This is a genomic window from Streptomyces sp. NPDC047079 (assembly GCF_040643755.1).
Classification (GTDB): Bacteria; Actinomycetota; Actinomycetes; order Streptomycetales; family Streptomycetaceae; genus Streptomyces.
In genome coordinates, this window is the sequence record NZ_JBEYUZ010000020.1 from 75046 (window position 1) to 90387 (window position 15342).

9 protein-coding genes, 1 tRNA gene and 1 pseudogene are annotated in these 15342 nt (G+C 69.2%); 2 read left to right on the plus strand and 9 right to left on the minus strand.

The features are described 5' to 3' along the window. The first annotated feature begins 15 nt into the window (after positions 1 to 15). Positions 16 to 1152, plus strand: coding sequence for an ImmA/IrrE family metallo-endopeptidase (locus tag ABZ823_RS23720; RefSeq protein WP_361663802.1), 1137 nt, complete (start codon positions 16 to 18; stop codon positions 1150 to 1152). Between the two features lie 26 nt (positions 1153 to 1178). Here the strand turns inward: ABZ823_RS23720 and ABZ823_RS23725 are convergent, their stop codons facing one another. From ABZ823_RS23725 to cas3, 8 genes are all read right to left on the minus strand, one after another. Continuing rightward, positions 1179 to 2048, minus strand: a complete 870-nt coding sequence (locus tag ABZ823_RS23725; protein WP_361663805.1) for an ATP-binding protein — start codon at positions 2046 to 2048, stop codon at positions 1179 to 1181. After that, complete coding sequence (locus ABZ823_RS23730) at positions 2045 to 3631, minus strand: Mu transposase C-terminal domain-containing protein (protein ID WP_361663808.1); 1587 nt, start codon at positions 3629 to 3631, stop codon at positions 2045 to 2047. Before ABZ823_RS23730 ends, ABZ823_RS23725 begins: the two co-directional genes overlap by 4 nt. Positions 3632 to 3677: 46 nt before the next feature. Beyond that, entirely contained in the window at positions 3678 to 4385 is a 708-nt protein-coding gene (gene cas6e / locus ABZ823_RS23735; protein WP_361663811.1) for a type I-E CRISPR-associated protein Cas6/Cse3/CasE, read from the minus strand. After that, positions 4382 to 5173 carry a type I-E CRISPR-associated protein Cas5/CasD gene (gene cas5e / locus ABZ823_RS23740; RefSeq protein WP_361663814.1) on the minus strand — a complete coding sequence of 264 codons (792 nt, stop codon included), beginning with the start codon at positions 5171 to 5173 and terminating at the stop codon, positions 4382 to 4384. The genes cas6e and cas5e overlap by 4 nt, the downstream gene beginning before the upstream one ends. Beyond that, a complete protein-coding gene (gene cas7e / locus ABZ823_RS23745; protein ID WP_361663816.1) occupies positions 5170 to 6402 on the minus strand; it encodes a type I-E CRISPR-associated protein Cas7/Cse4/CasC in 1233 nt (410 codons plus the stop codon). Before cas7e ends, cas5e begins: the two co-directional genes overlap by 4 nt. Before the next feature lies 1 nt (position 6403). Next, positions 6404 to 7090: a type I-E CRISPR-associated protein Cse2/CasB gene (locus tag ABZ823_RS23750; protein WP_361663819.1), complete on the minus strand. Its 687-nt coding sequence runs from the start codon at positions 7088 to 7090 to the stop codon at positions 6404 to 6406. A 54-nt stretch (positions 7091 to 7144) separates the two neighbouring features. Continuing rightward, positions 7145 to 8737, minus strand: a complete 1593-nt coding sequence (gene casA, locus ABZ823_RS23755; RefSeq protein ID WP_361663826.1) for a type I-E CRISPR-associated protein Cse1/CasA — start codon at positions 8735 to 8737, stop codon at positions 7145 to 7147. Positions 8738 to 9400: 663 nt separating this feature from the next. Beyond that, complete coding sequence (gene cas3 / locus ABZ823_RS23760; protein WP_361663829.1) at positions 9401 to 12250, minus strand: CRISPR-associated helicase Cas3'; 2850 nt, start codon at positions 12248 to 12250, stop codon at positions 9401 to 9403. Between the two features lie 1031 nt (positions 12251 to 13281). On the opposite strand from cas3, the pseudogene ABZ823_RS23765 reads away from it, so the two are divergent. Then, positions 13282 to 13545: pseudogene (locus ABZ823_RS23765) on the plus strand (hypothetical protein); the annotation flags it as partial. Positions 13546 to 13776: 231 nt separating this feature from the next. Here the strand turns inward: ABZ823_RS23765 and ABZ823_RS23770 are convergent. Then, positions 13777 to 13850, minus strand: a tRNA-Met gene (locus ABZ823_RS23770). Positions 13851 to 15342: the final 1492 nt, after the last annotated feature.

Below are 15342 nucleotides of genomic sequence, written 5' to 3' on the forward strand. Positions count from 1 at the left end.
CCGAGAGGCACTCACGTGACTCCGCCCTCCACCCCCCACCCGTTCGCACCGGATGAAGTCCTGCCTCCGGGCGACACACTGAAAGAACAGCTCGACGCCCTCGGCATCCCCCAGGCGGACCTCGCCCGCCGCACCGGGCTGTCGACCAAGCACATCAACCAGATCGTCCAGGGCAGCGCCGTCCTCACACCCGAGACTGCCCTCCTGCTGGAGCGGGCCATCGGAATCCCGGCCTCGCTGTGGAACCAGATGGAGGCCGCCTGGCGCACCCACGTCAGCCGCACCCAGAGCCGTGAAGCCCTCAGCCACCACCTCGACTGGCTCGACCGCTTCTCCCTGCAGGAGCTGGTCAAGCGGGGCATCCTGCCGACCAAAGAGCGCACGGTGGACAACCTTGAGCACCTGCTGGCGTTCTTCGGTGTCGCCGACCCCGAGGTCGCAGAGAACGTGTGGGGCAGCTACCGGACAGCCTTCCGCCGGTCCACCGTCCTCACACCCGACGACTACGCCACCGCCGTCTGGCTGCGCCAGGCCGAACTCAGAGCACGCAAAATCCCCTGCGCACCCTACGATCGCGCGGCCCTGCTTGAGCTACTCCCCCAGCTGCGCGCCCTGACCGTCGAGGAACCCGCCGTCTGGCGCACCGAAATCCCGCGCCTGTGCGCCCAGGCCGGCGTCGCGGTGGTGTTCGTTGCCGCACCCCCCAACAGCCGCGTCTCCGGCGTCACCCGATGGCTCACCCGGGAAAAGGTCGGAGTCGCCCTCAGCGGCCGGTTCAAGAAGGACGACCACTTCTGGTTCACCGTCTTCCACGAGCTCGGCCATGTCCTCCTGCACGGCAAACGCCTCACCTTCATCGACAACACAAACCGCGACGACGACACGACCCCCGAAGGAGACCACAGCGAGGACGAAGCAGACGCATTCGCCCGGGAAACCCTCATCCCGCCCGAGCACGCGGCCGCCTACAAGCAACTAGCCCAGCGCCCCATGCCCTTCACCAACATCACAGCCTTCGCCCGCCGGGCCGGCATCGCCCCGGGCATCGTCGTCGGACGCCTCCAGCACGACGGCGTCCTGGACTGGAAATACGGCAGCAAACTCAAACGCCCCATCGAGATCAGCCTCTCCGGCGATCTCACCGCGGGCTAGATGCGCCCAGACGCCGGGGCAGCGCTTCAGTCGGTGTGACGTTGGGTGGGGTCGAGACGGCTGAGGACGGCACGCATGAGGTCCCGGCTGTAGGGAGGGAGCGGTGCGGCCGCGCCGTGCGGAGTGGGCGGGTTCGTCGGCCCCGTGCTACCGGCTCCCTTCGAGCCGGGGCCGCCGTGCTGTTCCCGGAGCAGGTAGGTGATTTTGGCCCACTGGCGGAAGTTGCCGTGGCAGGCGACGTCGTCGATCCACAGCAGTTCGTCGGTGGGTACGTCCGCCCACAAAGGGTGGTATTCGGGAATGACGGTAAGGACTTCGGCCGGGGTCAGGGGCTTGTAGCGCTGCCAGACGAGGATGCGGGAGTCCAGCGCCGGACGGTTCTTGATCTTCTGGTAGCAGGTTTCGGCGCCGACCAGAACGACGGCGAGGCGGGTGTCCTCGTCGTCCCAGAGCTCGCGGATGAATTCGAAGGCCCGGGTGTCCAGCCACTGCGCTTCGTCGACGACCAGGACGCGCGGGGTTTCCGACAGGGCTTCCTTGAGGATGGTTTCGCAGCGGGTGCTGTTAAGGGGGGCCTCGCCGGGCAGGTCGAGCTTTTTGTACAGGGCGGCGCGCAGAGCCTGGATTTTGGCGGAGCCGACTTTGATGCGCAGGGTGGTGTGGGGGGCGAGGTCGTCGAGGTGGCTGTTGACGGCGAAGGTCTTGCCCAGGCCGACGCCGCCGTGGACGCACATGATGGCGCCCTTGCCGGCGTCGGCGTTGAGGGTGGTGACAAGGTTGGCGTAGGTCTCTGCGCTGGCCTGGGTCAGCATGGCGCGGGCGCCGGGCAGGCCCATGTAGTGGTAGTTGGGGCCGGCGGTCGGCTGGTTCTCGGGCGCGGTCGTCGGGTGGGTCACTCGGTGTCCTGGGGCTTGGGGTCGGGCCGGGGCCTGGTCCAGCGGGCGGAGTCGGGCTGGGGCCGGTTGAGGAGGTCGGGTCGGGCCTCGGCCTGCAGGTGACCTTCCGGTGTCTGCAACTGGCGTAGCTGGTCGGCTGCCTGGCTGGCGGTGAACCGGTTCAGGGGCTCGGGCGCGGCGGCGACGCTGGTGGCGGCGTAGCGGGGTGTGGCGTTCTTGCGTGCCCGGCGGGCTTTGGCAGCGTAGCGGTCGGCTTCGCGCCGGCGGGCGTTGTGCAGTGCGCGGGCTTGGCGGGGGCTCATTTCGTCGCTGCGGAAGGCGGGGCCGCGGTAGGTGAGGGTGTCGGCGTCGTAGAGTTCGACGCGGTGGTAGTGGTGGGGTTCGTGGCGCAGGCGGACCATCTCGCCTGCGCTTGAGTGGCCGTGCATCCAGTCGCCGACGTAGTAGGCGCTCTTCCAGCGCACCCCCTTGCTAGTGATCTTCCGGGGTGGGCCGGCGTCGGTGAGGGTGTAGGTGTGCAGGTCGGCGGGGTCGAGGGTGTCGATGGGGGTGAGGTCGGCGTGCCAGGCCTGGGCGGGGGTGCGCCGGTGGAGGCGGGCGATGGTGTGGTCGTTGTTCCACCAGTCCACCCAGTCCAGGACGACGGTGATGAAGGTTTCGTAGTCGAGGAGTTCGTTAAGGTCCCACAGGGGCTGGCCGCGGCGGTCGCGGCGGCTTCTGGGGGTGTGGGCGTAGCCGGGCAGTCCTTTGAACAGCATGTGTTTGGCGGCGCCGTTGACGGCTTCGACGGTGCCTTTGAGGTGGGGGCTGTAGGGCGGCAGGACGATCAGTTCGGTGCCGAACTTTTTGAACGCCTCGTCCACGCACTTGCCGAGGAAGTCACGGCCGCGGTCGGTGCGGATCTTGCGGGGGATGCCGCCGAAGGGCCGGTGGTGATCCGTGCAGAGGATGGCGTCGCGGGCGGCGGCCAGGATGGCGTCCTGGCTGGGCTGGTGGGGGGTGATGGCCAGCCCGCAGATGACGGCGGTGGTGTGGTCGATGAACCAGGTGATCCAGGGTTTGCGGCGGCGGCCGTCGATGTTGACGAAGACGCTGGCTTCGACGTGGTCGGTCTCCCAGACGTCGTTGCGGTTGCCGTGCGGGCGCAGGGCGTGCACGTCGTGTCGGCGGCGGGCGGCTTCGCCTCCTCTGAGGGCGGCACGCTGGCCGGGCGTGAGTTCCCGGTCTACGGCGCGGTAAAAGGTTGCCTGGGATACACGGGGCGGGTTGCCAAAGATGCCGTCGGCGACGAGTTCGCGGTAGGTGGCTGCGGCGTTGCCGTTCCATCGGGTCAGGGCTTCGTGCATGGCCGGGGTGAGGGTGAAGTGGCGGCGGCCTTGGGGGGTGTAAGTGCCGTTGTGAGTGGTGGCGTTGTCCATCCAGCGGCGCACGGTGCGCCAGTGGACGGTGAAGGCGGCGGCGACGGTACGCACGTCGTAGTGGGTCAGGCGTTCGGCATTACGCAGGCGCAGTAGGCGGCGTACGGCGGCGGCGCGCAGGGAGGTTGTGTCGTAGGGGCCGTCGGGTGGTGGTGTTGCGGGCATGCGTCGGGGTCTTTCTTGGGGAGGCGCACGTCGGGGCGCGGGTGGGTCAGGCGGGGGCGAGGGTGAGTAGGCCGGCGCCGTAGGGCTTGCCGCGGCCGATGCCGGTGAGCAGGGCGTGGCTGAGTTGGTCGGGGTCGGTGATGGTGGCCAGGCCGTCGAAGCGGGTCAGTGCGTGCATGGGGCCGGGAGAGTGGGCTTGTTCGCCGGGCTTTGCGGCGTGGTGGCGTGTGCGGGGGAAGCGGGCGGGGGTGATGTCGGTGGTGGCCAGGGTGAGGCCGGCATGGTGGGCGCGGCGCTGCCACCAGTCGAGGGCGTCGTCGCCGTAGAGGGCGACGATTTTTCTGCCGTGCTTGTTGTCGACGGGGTGGTGGTAGTCCAGGACGCGGCGGGCGGCGCTGGCGTTGGCGGTGATGCGGTAGCGCACCGCTCGGCCGGGGGTAAGGGCCTGGAACATGGGGTGCAGGGGTCGGGTTTCGGCGGTGCCGTAGTGGTGGGGCAGGCGGGTGAGGTCGGGCGGCTGGTGGGACTGGACGAGCAGGGTGGGCGGGGTGTCGTCGGTGGCGTCTTCCAGGCGGAAGAGCAGGCCGGCTTTTTGCCGGGGGTGGTCGCCGAGGTCGTCGGGGGCCAGGAGCATCACGGACTTGTGCAGGCTGACGGTGTCGGTCAGGTCGCGGCGGACTTCTTTGCTGCGGCGGTTGAGGCGGATCCGGGTCAGTGTCGCCGTGGCGGCGAGCGTCTTGGGTGTGCTGGTCACAGGGGGGTGTCCTGGTTGATGTAGGCGGCCAGCGCGGTGAGCGCGGGTGGTGGGGCGTACAGGGTGGCGGGCAAGGATTCGGTGGTGCGCCAGACGTGGCGGGTGTGGTGGAAGCGCCGGGTGGGGGTGAAGTCGGCGGGTACGTCGGCGACTTCGCGGTGGGAGGGGGCGGCGGGCACGTGGGCGGGCTGTCGTTCCCAGATGAAGTCCACGGGCACGGTGGCCTGTTCGGGGCGCGGCGGGGTGGTCAGGCTGAGCGGAACGTGGCGGAGGAGTTGGCCGACGGGGTCGGGGTGGGGGCCGCGCAGGACGAGGGGTTCATCGGGGATGCAGGCGCGTCGGCCCAGGTAGGGGCCGAAGGCGGGTTGTTCGAGCCGTTGGATGAGGTGTTCCAGGAGCGGGTCGGGGCCTTGGACGGCGAGGGTGAAGACGGCGTCGGCGAGGTAGACGCGCCTGCTGATGAGGGTGGATTTGTTCTGGGCGCGGTAGTCGCCGGCGCTGGTGCGCAGGCCTTGTTTGTGGGGGCGGCCGCCGCCGGCGGTGTGGTAGTCGGTGTGGCGGGTGCCGGGGCGGTCGATGCGGACGGTGAATTCCAGGTCCGTGTATGGGGGTTTACCGGTGTCCGGGTCGGGGGTGAGGGCTTCTTCGCGCGTGCGGCCGTCGGCGGCGGCGAACAGGCCGATGAGGGCGGAGCGGGTGGGGAAGGGGAGGGTGTCGCGGTAGTGGAAGGCGGCGTGTTCTCCGAAGGACATCAGCGGGGCGGCCAGGCGTAGCAGGATGCCGTTCATGCGGCTGCCCGGGCCGGGGCGGGCTGGGCGGCCGTCTGGGTGAGAGCGTCGGTCAGGTCGTCGAAGCTGGCGTGCGGGGTGCCGAGGTGGTCGACGGGTGTGTCGTGCGCGGTGGCGTAGCCGGAGCCGATCAGGCGGCGGGTGCCCAGCAGCCGGTTCAGGGCGCCGGCGTGCTGGGACAGGGCCTGGATGGCGGGGGCGATGTAGCCGCCGCCGGGGGCCTTTTTGACGGGCTGTTCGAAGGCGGCGGCGAAGGAGACGGGGCGGCGGTCGCGTACCGCGTAGTGCACCAGGGAGGGGTAGGTGTGTGGGGCGGTGGACGTTTTCTTCGCGCCGGGCATGACGTCGATGAACGCCTCGGCGAACAGTTCCAGCAGGTGCAGGGCCTGGTCGTGGTCGCCGTTCAGGTTGCGGGTCAGTTCGGTGAGGTTGACGGTGGCGTAGCGGTAGAGCAGGCCGGTGGTGAAGAAGCTGGTCTGCAGGTGCGCGCTGCCCGCCTCGTGGGGCAGTGACCAGTCCTCCACGGCGGTGAAGTAGTCGGGTTGCTGGCCGCTCTGGTGGACGGAGAAGGCGTGCGCCATCTGCACGGCGCCGTCGACCTGGGCATCGGGTACTTCGGCGAGCATGCGGCCGAAGAGATTGATGGTGGCGGTGCGCCTGCGGATGAGGGCGGCGACGGTGGGCGTGGGCAAGACGGCCTGCGGCTTCTCCTTCTTTTGGTTCTTGCGGGTGCCCTTGGTCTGGGCTTGCGCCTCCTTGGCCTTCTCCGCCTCCTTTGCCCTTTCCGCCTTCTCCTTGGCGAGGGCCTCTTCCAGCTGCGGGCGGTGTTCGGCGCACAGGTCGGTGAGGTCATCGAGCACAGTGCGCGGCAGGTAGAGGGTGACCGAGGTGATGCCTCGGTCTTCCTCGGTCTTCAGTCCCTCCCTGGTGGCCGAGCGTACGATCTGCGCTCCGGCGAAGGCCGCCAGGTCGGTGGGCCAGCCGGCCTCACGCAGTGCGTCGGCGACACGCAGGGGCAGCATGCGGGTGCGGGCGGCGTGCTCGTCGAGGTCCTCCTCCAGCCGCATGCGGATGGCCCGTTTCCAGGCCTGCGAGGACACCATGGCGCGTACCGCGCCGCCCAGCTCAAGGGTTTTGGGCAGGTCGTCTTCTCCCCGGTTCAGCACGGAGGCGGGCAGCGGGTGCAGGGCGTGGAAGTCGGCGTAGCGGGCGGGGGCGTAGGCGGCCATGTCAGTGCTCCTTGGCGGACAGGGTGTGCAGGGTGAGGAAGTAGTTCTCGCGCCAGCGGGCGGCGGTCTCCACCTGGTCGTGGTCCCACCAGGCCAGGTCCTCGAGGAGGACGGCGAAGTCGAGGCGGGCGGCGCCACGGCTGTTCAGGTGGCTGGTCAGCGACCACAGCCGGGGGTGCAGCAGCTCTGTGTCGAGTTTGGTGAGGGTTTTGACGCGGTTGGTCATGGTGGCTTCTTTGAAGCCGTACCGGGCCACGGCGATGGCGAGGTGGGTGCCGAGATCGGGGCGGCTGCGCCAGGGCCGGGCGGTGGTGCCGGGCTCCGGTGCGACAAGGGAGCCGGGCGAGGGTGGTGCGGCATCATCAACGGCGGGTGCGATGCCGGCAGGGCGGGCGGAGCGGGCGGGGGCGTCCTTGGCGGGGGTGGCCAACTCCGGCTGGTAGGGGCCGTCTTCGTGGGGCAGGTCACGGTTCTGGGCGATGAGGCCGGCCACGGTGTAGTGGGCGCGGTGCGCTCCGAAGCCGGCGATGTGCCGGGTGAGGTGCTCTGGCATCCGAGGGCACTGGGCGATGGGGCGTCCGAATCCTGAGTTGAGGTCGGCGCGGATGCTGTTGACCGCGCACAGGGTGATGACCTCCTGGACGAAGTCGTCATAGTGGGCGCGGCGTTGCGCGGTGGTGAGAGACACGGTGCGAAAGCCTTGGGGTAGGGCGGCTGCGAGACGGGGGTAAAACTGCGGGAGTCAGTGGCCGTGGCAGCGCAGTTGTGCCACGGCCTGGGCGACGGCCTCGGCGGCGCCGAAGTGCTGGGCGATGGCCGGTCGTGTGGCGGCGCGCAGGGAGTGGATGGCGTCGGCGGCGAATGCCGCACGTGCGGCACGGGAGTGGTCGTCGAGAAGACTCCAGAAGGTGGCCTCGGCGCGGGGCCAGTACAGGATGCGGGCGCTGTGCGTCCAGGGCGGCAGGCGCCTAGGCGGCCGCCCGGCCTTGTCGCCGGAAGGAGAGGTGACCTGCTTCCAGGCCCTTTGGGAGGCGCCGTCAAGGTGCTCGCCGATCTCTTCGGCGGCCTTGCGGCATTCGGCGATGCGCTCGGCCGCGGCCGGGTCGTGTTCCTGCATCCAGGGCCAGATCGGCGGGGTCAGGGCCGTGTACCAGGTGCGGTTGACGGTCTTGTCGTCCTGGTCGAAGCCGTAGACCCGAACCCGCAGGGCGGCACGCAGGTCGGCCGGCAGGTCGTTGAGCGTGGTGAAGGCGTCGGGGCGCTGGACGGTGTAGCTCTTGCGGCCTTGGCCTGCTCTTCCTTTGCGGTCGTCCTCATCGCCCGCCAGCAGCAGGGCGTCCAGGTCCCGCCACAGGGCCCGGTCAGCGTCCGCGAGGCGCGGCTTGTGACGCTGAGTGGCGGGCCGGTCGGCATGGAAGTGGTGGATGAGGTACGGGTCGAGGGCCGGAAGCTTCTTCTGGGTGGCCCAGGTCACATAGGCGTCGGTCACCTGCCGGCCGTCGGGCGAGGGGATGAGGAGGACGGCGTGCCGGGAGCGGCCGGTCAGCAGTCGACCCGGGGAGGACACCGGTGGTGGCGCGGCGTCAGGGTCGGGGCCATTGGCGGGGTCCGGGTGGGGCAGCGGTTCTTCCCACGGGCAGCGATCCTCGGCGTCCGGCCACAGCCGGGACGGTTTGGGCATGCCTGCCAGGAGGGTTTCGTACAGGGTGCGGCCCAGGGGGTGGAAGGAGAGCGTCGAGCGCAGCGGACCGGCTTTGGCGTTTCCGAGACGGCGGTCGCCGACGGTGCGCACGGAGCACTGCCCGGCTGCACCGTAGTAGTGGTGGATGAGCAGGTGCCACAGGGCCTGGTCGCTGGGCACCGGGTGGGGGGCGGTGTCGGTGTGGGGGCTGAGCCAGGCCAGGTTGTGTCCTTCGGGGCGGCCGAAGACCAGCTTGTTGACGCCAGCCCGTTTCGGGCATTGTGCGGCCAGTCGCGGGTCCTGCAGGAACGGCCGCTCGGGGTGGAACAGGTCCCAGATGTGGCGGTCGAAGTAGTCATGAACAACACCCGGGTCGAACCCCTCGGGGTTCTTCAGCAGGTCACGGCGGCGTTGCGCCCACTGCCGTGCGGTCATGCGTCCATCGGCCTGCGCGTCCAGGCCACTCACCCGTGCGGCCATCGCCACGAGCAGGCGCAGGGCAGCGGATGCCGCCGGTGGTATGGGCAGCGCCAAGTCCTTGATGAGGTGGGCATGCAGCAGCACATCCCGCCATCCCAGGTATTCCTGGCGTCCGTCCAGGAACAGGACGGGAATGCAGGGTTCTTTGTCGGTCGCATAATGCGGGGCAGGCACACGGGCTCCATTGCCAGGTGTGAAGAAAGAGGGGATTTCTGGAAAGAGTTGCCTGCCGGAATCAGGAACCCGCCTGGGTCGAGGCGCCGCGGATGCGCACGGCGGACCGAGGAATGGAGGCGGGCCGCGCGGTCGTGGGCTGGGTCAAGCCACGCTGGCGGGCAGCAAGCGCTACACGGGAACACCAAGGGTGCGGTGCACGCAGCGTAGCAGGCGCGAGATGCCGGACTCGAACGTTCATCCGGCTTCGCAATTCCATATTAGCCACAGCCTGGCAGCCTTCCGAACCACGTCGTTCAGCCCGCAATTACCGACCAGTTTCCTTTTTTTGACTTAGTGTTATTTCCTGGATACGGAGCGGTCTTACACGCGATTCCGCCCTCGTCGATCCGTCTTTTCTGCTGCCGCCCGAACGGAGGTCCCAGACCGTCGCGAGAGCACAGAAGTGCGGCGCGCCACCGTCTCCAAGGTGTTCGGGCCTGCCCGGACCTCTGTCGGAATGGTGGAAGGGTGCCGGACTCGCGAGACGCACCGGGCGGCCACCCGCGCGATAGTGCTCTCCTGGCCGTCGCACCAGCCCGATGCGCTCTGCGATCAGCTGCCACCGCGCACTTTAAAGGGGCAGGAAGGGACGGCAGCCGCAGGCATGCGGGCGAAGGCGGCTCACGCCCCGGTGTGGACCAGCCCCAAGATGGCGTCGAGGCGAAGACTGTGGCGCCCGAAACGCACCCGACGTTCAGGGTCTTCAGCATCCTGCGGCAGCAGGAGGAGGTCGGCGAGGAGAGTGTGCGTACGCCAGGAGTCGGGGACCTGGTTGCGCCGGCTGCGCTCGGCGACCCAGGCGGCGGGCACGGGCAGGGTGTGCTGGAGGATCCTGCGGGTCTGCGCGGTAGTCGGTTTCCGGTCCCGGGGCAGCGGCTGGGTGCCGGCGGCGTCCAGTGTGAGGCGGCCGCTGGGAGTGCGGTAGACGGGCAGGAGGCGGCGGGGCATGACGCCCAGGCGGGTGGCGGCCTGGCTGGCGTGCAGGTTCTGGCGGTGCAGGTCGGACAGCGAAAGAGTGTCGTGGCAGGCCGGGACGGTGTGCAGGGCGCTGTGGTGTTCCTCGGTGCGCTGCCGGGCCTGATGGAGGCTGTGGCTGCGCTGCAGGGCGGCATCGGCGCAGGCGAGTTCCTCGGCATCGCCGTGCACGCTCTCCACCAGGTGCTGCACGTCGTCGGGCAGAGTGAGCGGGCCATCGGGCCGGTGCTCGAGATAGTGGGCGGTGGCGCGCGGCAGGAACGGGGAGTCCAGACCTCGCCATGCGGGCGGCAGCAGGAGGTGGCCGCGGTGGTCGGTGGGCTCAAGGACGCTCAGGCGGGGGCGGTCCTGATGGCGCATCCAGGCGGGCCGCTTGATGTGGTCGAAGCGCCAGAGCCGGCCCAGGCGTTGCAGGAGGGTGTGCAGGGCGGCGAGGTCGCTAACCATGATGTCGACGTCGATGTCGAGGCTCATGTCCAGCAGGCTGGTGGTGACGACCACCAGGCGCTTGGGGCGCTCGCCGGTGCGGGACAGGGCGGTGCGGATACGGCGGGTGAGGGCTTCGCCCTGGTGGCCGGGCAGGCGGGCGTGCAGCAGGAGCAGCTGGCTGCCGGGGCCGCCGTCCGGCCAGTTCAGGGCCGTGTGCAGGTGGTCGTAGGTGGCCTGGGCGTCGGCCACGGTGGCGCAGTAGACGGCCGCGCAGCCGCCGGATGCGGCGACGGGTGCGATCTCCTGGGTGATGCGCTCCAGGCGGGTCTCCCGGGCCGGGGCGTCGTCGGGATCGGTGCAGGAGGAGTGGCGCACCGGGTGAAGGCGGATGTCGGCGCGGCGGCGGTTGCGGGCGGCGTGGGCGGCGGCCGCGGCAGGGTCGATGCGGGTCAGGGAGGCGTCCGAGGCTGCGGCGTAGAGCCAGCCGGGATAGGGGGGATGACAGTCCAGGTGGGCGGTTTCGGGGTGCGGGTGGCCGGCGCCGTCGAGGTAGCTGCGGATGAGTTCGCTGCTCACCTGCCTGGGCAGGGTCGCGGACAGCAGGACCACGGGGCAGCCCAGGGCGCCCAGCCAGTGCAGCAGTCGCCCCAGCGTCTGCCGCATGAATGCGGGCAGGGCGTGGACTTCGTCGATGATGACGGTCCGCCCGGACAGGGCCAGCATGCGCAGGGCGCTGAAGCGGACCGGCAGCGCGGCCATGAGGGCCTGGTCGTGGGTGGCGACGGTGAACTGGGCCAGCAGAGCCCGGTCCCAGCCGCGCAGCCAGCCGTCCGGGACGGTCACCCGTTCCTCCGGCCGCTCCCCCGGCGCCGTGTCGGCGTCGTGTTCGCCGGGCCAGAAGGCGTCGCTGGTCGACGGCTCGTGGGCGGCGAGACGGTGGTCGCTGTAGGCGGTGTTGTCGTAGCTGTGGCTGTGGACCAGGGAGACCGGAGCGTGCTCGGGCCGGTGGGCGGCCACGTAGGCCTCGAGGGTGTCGTAGGCGGCGTTGGTGGTGGCCATGGTCGGCAGCAGCCACAGGATGCCGGCCGTGTCACCGCTGGCGTTGAAGATCCGCGCGGCTTCCAGGGCGGTGACGGTCTTGCCGCCGCCGGTGGCATCGGTGACCACCAGAATCCCAGGCCCCTTCTCCCCCACCACCGGGGCGAGTTGCTCCATCACCGAGGCCTGCAGGTCGTTCGGGGCGGCCAGTCCACCGTGCGCGCGGGTGAAGGGTACGGGCGGCAGGATGATGCGGGTCAGACCGGACTGCTCGAGCAGGCCGGGGGCGTCCCGGACGGCCTGCGCGTAGTGCTCGCCAGCACCGAAGGCGGGCGCCTGGGCCTTGGGCAGCCAGTAGTGACGCTGGCTGGCCAGCCGGTCCGCGATGATGCCCACTCCAGTGATCAGCACGGCCGCCTGCACCGACACATCAGTCGGCACCATGGTGGCGCCGGTCAGATGGCGCACCAGGGCGAAGTAGCGGCGGCGCAGGTCCTGCCAAGCGGGCCCGCCCAGCGTGAGGTTGACCCGGGAGGCCTTGGCCGCGCCGTCGATGTCGATCTGAAGGAACCGGCCGTGGTGCCCGCCCAAGATCTGCGCCACCAGCACCCCAGGGCTGTCGGAGGTGTCCACCGGGTAGCCGGCCTCCGCCAGCAGCTGCAGCACACAGTGCATGGACGCCCGCTCATGCGGCATACGCCGCCAATTGCCGGTGTCCGCCCGCAGGTTGTCGCTCACCCGTGCCCAGGGATGCTTCTCCTGTTCCTGGAACGCGGACAGCTTGCCCAAATCGTGCAGCCCGGCGATGAACATCACCAAACAGCGCGCCTCCGCAGGCATCACGCCCAGCCCGGCTGCGATCAATCGGCGCTGGCCGTGGGTCAGATACCGGTCGAAGACCTCACCGGCGACTGCCGCGACGTCCAGCAGATGGAACAGAAGCGGATACACCGCGAGCTGCCCGCGGTCGAACTTCCCCCAAGGTGTCAGATCGATCCCGCTGAACCGGGCATCCTCCCGCACTCCCACCGACCGCCCCCTCTGATCACCAACTCCCCCTGCTATCAGGGCTATTGAGGTCCCATCATGCCTCATGGCGATCATGCCTGCCGTGAGCGTCCCCGGGAGCGGGAGGGTGCGACCTGCAGCCTGAGTCTTCACTCGTTCCTCGCTCCTCGAGAGGTCTTTCTGCTGGTCATCGCGGGCCGCTCGGGACCTTTGCCTCCCCACACGTGGGGGTCTGCCCGGCGCAGCCGCTCGGCCAACTGCGGTGGACTTCTGCCCTGGTGCGGGCCGCACCGTCACCACAGCCAAGCACCGGCCGTCACCAGTTCAGCCAAAGCGTGTAAAGTAAGCAAAAGACAGCCCGCTGATCTTCAAACCCACAGGTCACGAAGGGTCTTCCCCGCACGCGTGGGGGTCTGTCGCCCAGAAACCGCCGTTCGTCCCGGACCACGGAGTCTTCCCCACACGCGTGGGGGTCTGTCCGGCCAGCCCTCGCCAACCTCGGCGGCCTTTTCGTCTTCCCCACACGCGTGGGGGTCTGTCGCGGGTCCAGTCGCAGCGAACGCTCGGAGCAAGCTCTTCCCCGCATGCGTGGGGGTCTGCCCTTCCGGACCTGGGCGAAGCTCACGTCGCATCTGTACTCCCCACACTTGTGGGGGTCCATGTCGGCGGCCAAGTGGGCGATGCGCGGCCCTCCCCACACACGTGGGGGTCTATCCATGTTCGCCAGGTCGTTGCGCGAGTTGTACTCGTCTTCCCCACACGCGTGGGGGTCTGCCCTCGTGGCCTCGCTCCTCGCGCCGCAGCTCGGGTCTTCCCCCACACGCGTGGGGATCCGTCACACGCCTCCCGGCTTCAACCCAGGCTGCGACCTGGGCACATAAGTACAGGTCAGAGAGTCATCCCTATGGATTTCTCATTTCACTGCGCTGGAGATTCTCATGCAATGTCACCAGCATTTCTCAATCGATGTCACCGTTTCTGCGGTCTGACCAGCAGAGACTCGCAGCATCCAGATGAGAACTGCTGGTGACATCGAGATGAGAAGTCGCAGCCCCCACCACGACCTCAACGCCGCCCGCCACGCCGTCACCACCGGCCTCGACGCCGACCCTACGGCGGAGCTCCTCTATCGGGATTGGATGCGTCTTGAGGCTGCGCGCGGGAACCGCTCGGGGCTGCATACCGCGATCACGCGCGTGCAGCAGATCAACCGGGGTTTGGACTGCTCGCTGGAAATGGAGACTACTCAGCTCATCAACGAGCTCCTCAACGGCTCGGGCACGGCGGTGCGCAAGGCAGGGTCCGCGATTTCGTGAGCAATCCCGCCTGATCATGAGCACTGTCCGAACACATCCGCGGTTTTGTGAGCACTGACTCAACGACCCCCTGGCGCCGGAGAGGCGATCGCCGCGGCGGCAGAACACCTGGGTTCGTTGCTCCCGGAGATTGACGCCTTCTTATCCCGGGAGCCCCGGTCGCCTGAGGATCGGGGTCGAGCGGGCCCAAACGCAGTGAGGGCCCGGCGGATCCGGACCTTCACGTGTGAGTAGCGGGGACAGGATTTGAACCTGCGACCTCTGGGTTATGAGCCCAGCGAGCTACCGAGCTGCTCCACCCCGCGTCGGCACGGTGAACTGTACGGCATCGACCCGGCTGGGCCGAATCGACTCTCGCCCGAAGGCACGGCCAGGGCCTTGGGAGCGGGGCCCACGCGGCCACGGGCACCGTCCACCCCTCGCCCAGGCCGGGAGACGCGGCACTGGGATCTTCAGCAAGGCCACCACCCAGTTGGTGCCAGCATGCCCGCGAACTCGGGAACGAGATCCGATAGCCCCATTGCTCATGATCGACCAACACGGCCACTACTCGCCCAGCCTGGATTCTGGCCTGCTCGCAGGAACCAGTGCGCACGGAAACGCGGACCCTGCACGCAAGGCCTTGTAGCGGTGGGTGCGCAGGGCCGCATGGTGCGCGTATGGCCCCGTGCGGGGAACGTCCAGGGCCGCATCGGTGGCGGGTGCGCAGTGCGCAGACGCTGTGCACCCTGATCGCGCAATGGGTATCGCGGCTGCGCAACGCCAGGATGACCTGCACTTTCTCTTGATCGCGCAACTGTTGGCACTGAGCAAGTTGCTGGTCCGCAGTGACGAACAGGCCGCGGGTTCTTACTGCTGTGCCTGCGCTTGGTGGCGGCTCAGTGCCTGCCAGCGCCGCTCGAAGTCGACGGCCTGTTCGGCGACGTAGTCGGCGGTGAGAGGCTTGTTGTGCTGTGCGGTGATCCCGTGGGCTGCGCACTCCTGCGCAATGGCGTCGAGCGACGGGGCTTCGTTGCGCACCCGCTGTTCAGACCAGAGGTTGTAGACACGAAAAGGCAAGAGGTAGCGGCGCAGGGTCGACGGGCTGACCGGCTTTCCGCCACGGCCGGTCATGCCCTTCTTGCTAGCAAGGAAGTCGGACAGTTGCTCGGCCTTGGGCTCCTCGCCGTGCTCGGTCTGATACTCGGTCCAGGCCAGGTAGTAGCGGTCCACGGTGGTCAGCGCGGCGGGCTCGCCGGCCGCGTCGCCATCGCCCAGTTGCTCGCCGATGGGGGCGCTCACCCTGGCAATGCGCATCCCATTGGCTGGGTACGCGCCCGCATCCGCCGGTGTCGCCTCAGGCTCGGTCTCCTTTGGGAGGAGGTCATCGGAGGGCGCCTGTGTAGCGCGCTCGGTGGTTTGCTCGTCGGCGGGCGGCTCCGTCTCGTCGAACTCGCGCTGGCGGAAGGTGGAGACGAAGTACTCCAGGTCTGCGCCGGTGATGGGCTGGCCGTTGCCGCCGATGATCTGGTCGCGCTCGTAGACGTACGCCGCGAGTGCGGCGGCATCGGGGTACGCCCCGCGCTCCTGCGCGTACGCGAGCCAGGCGTTGTAGAAGTAGTCACCCCATCCGTCGTCGGCGTCGCTCGTGTCTTGGGGCTCGCTCCCGCTCTCAGCTGCGGGGGTATGGCGCTGCTTGAGGAGCTGCAGCAGGGGTTCGAGCTGCTCGTCGGACAGTGGCCCGCCGGCTGCGGTGGCGATGCCGTACTGGTCCTGGAGCCACAAAGCGAACTGCGCGCTTGTGGGTTCGACTCCGAA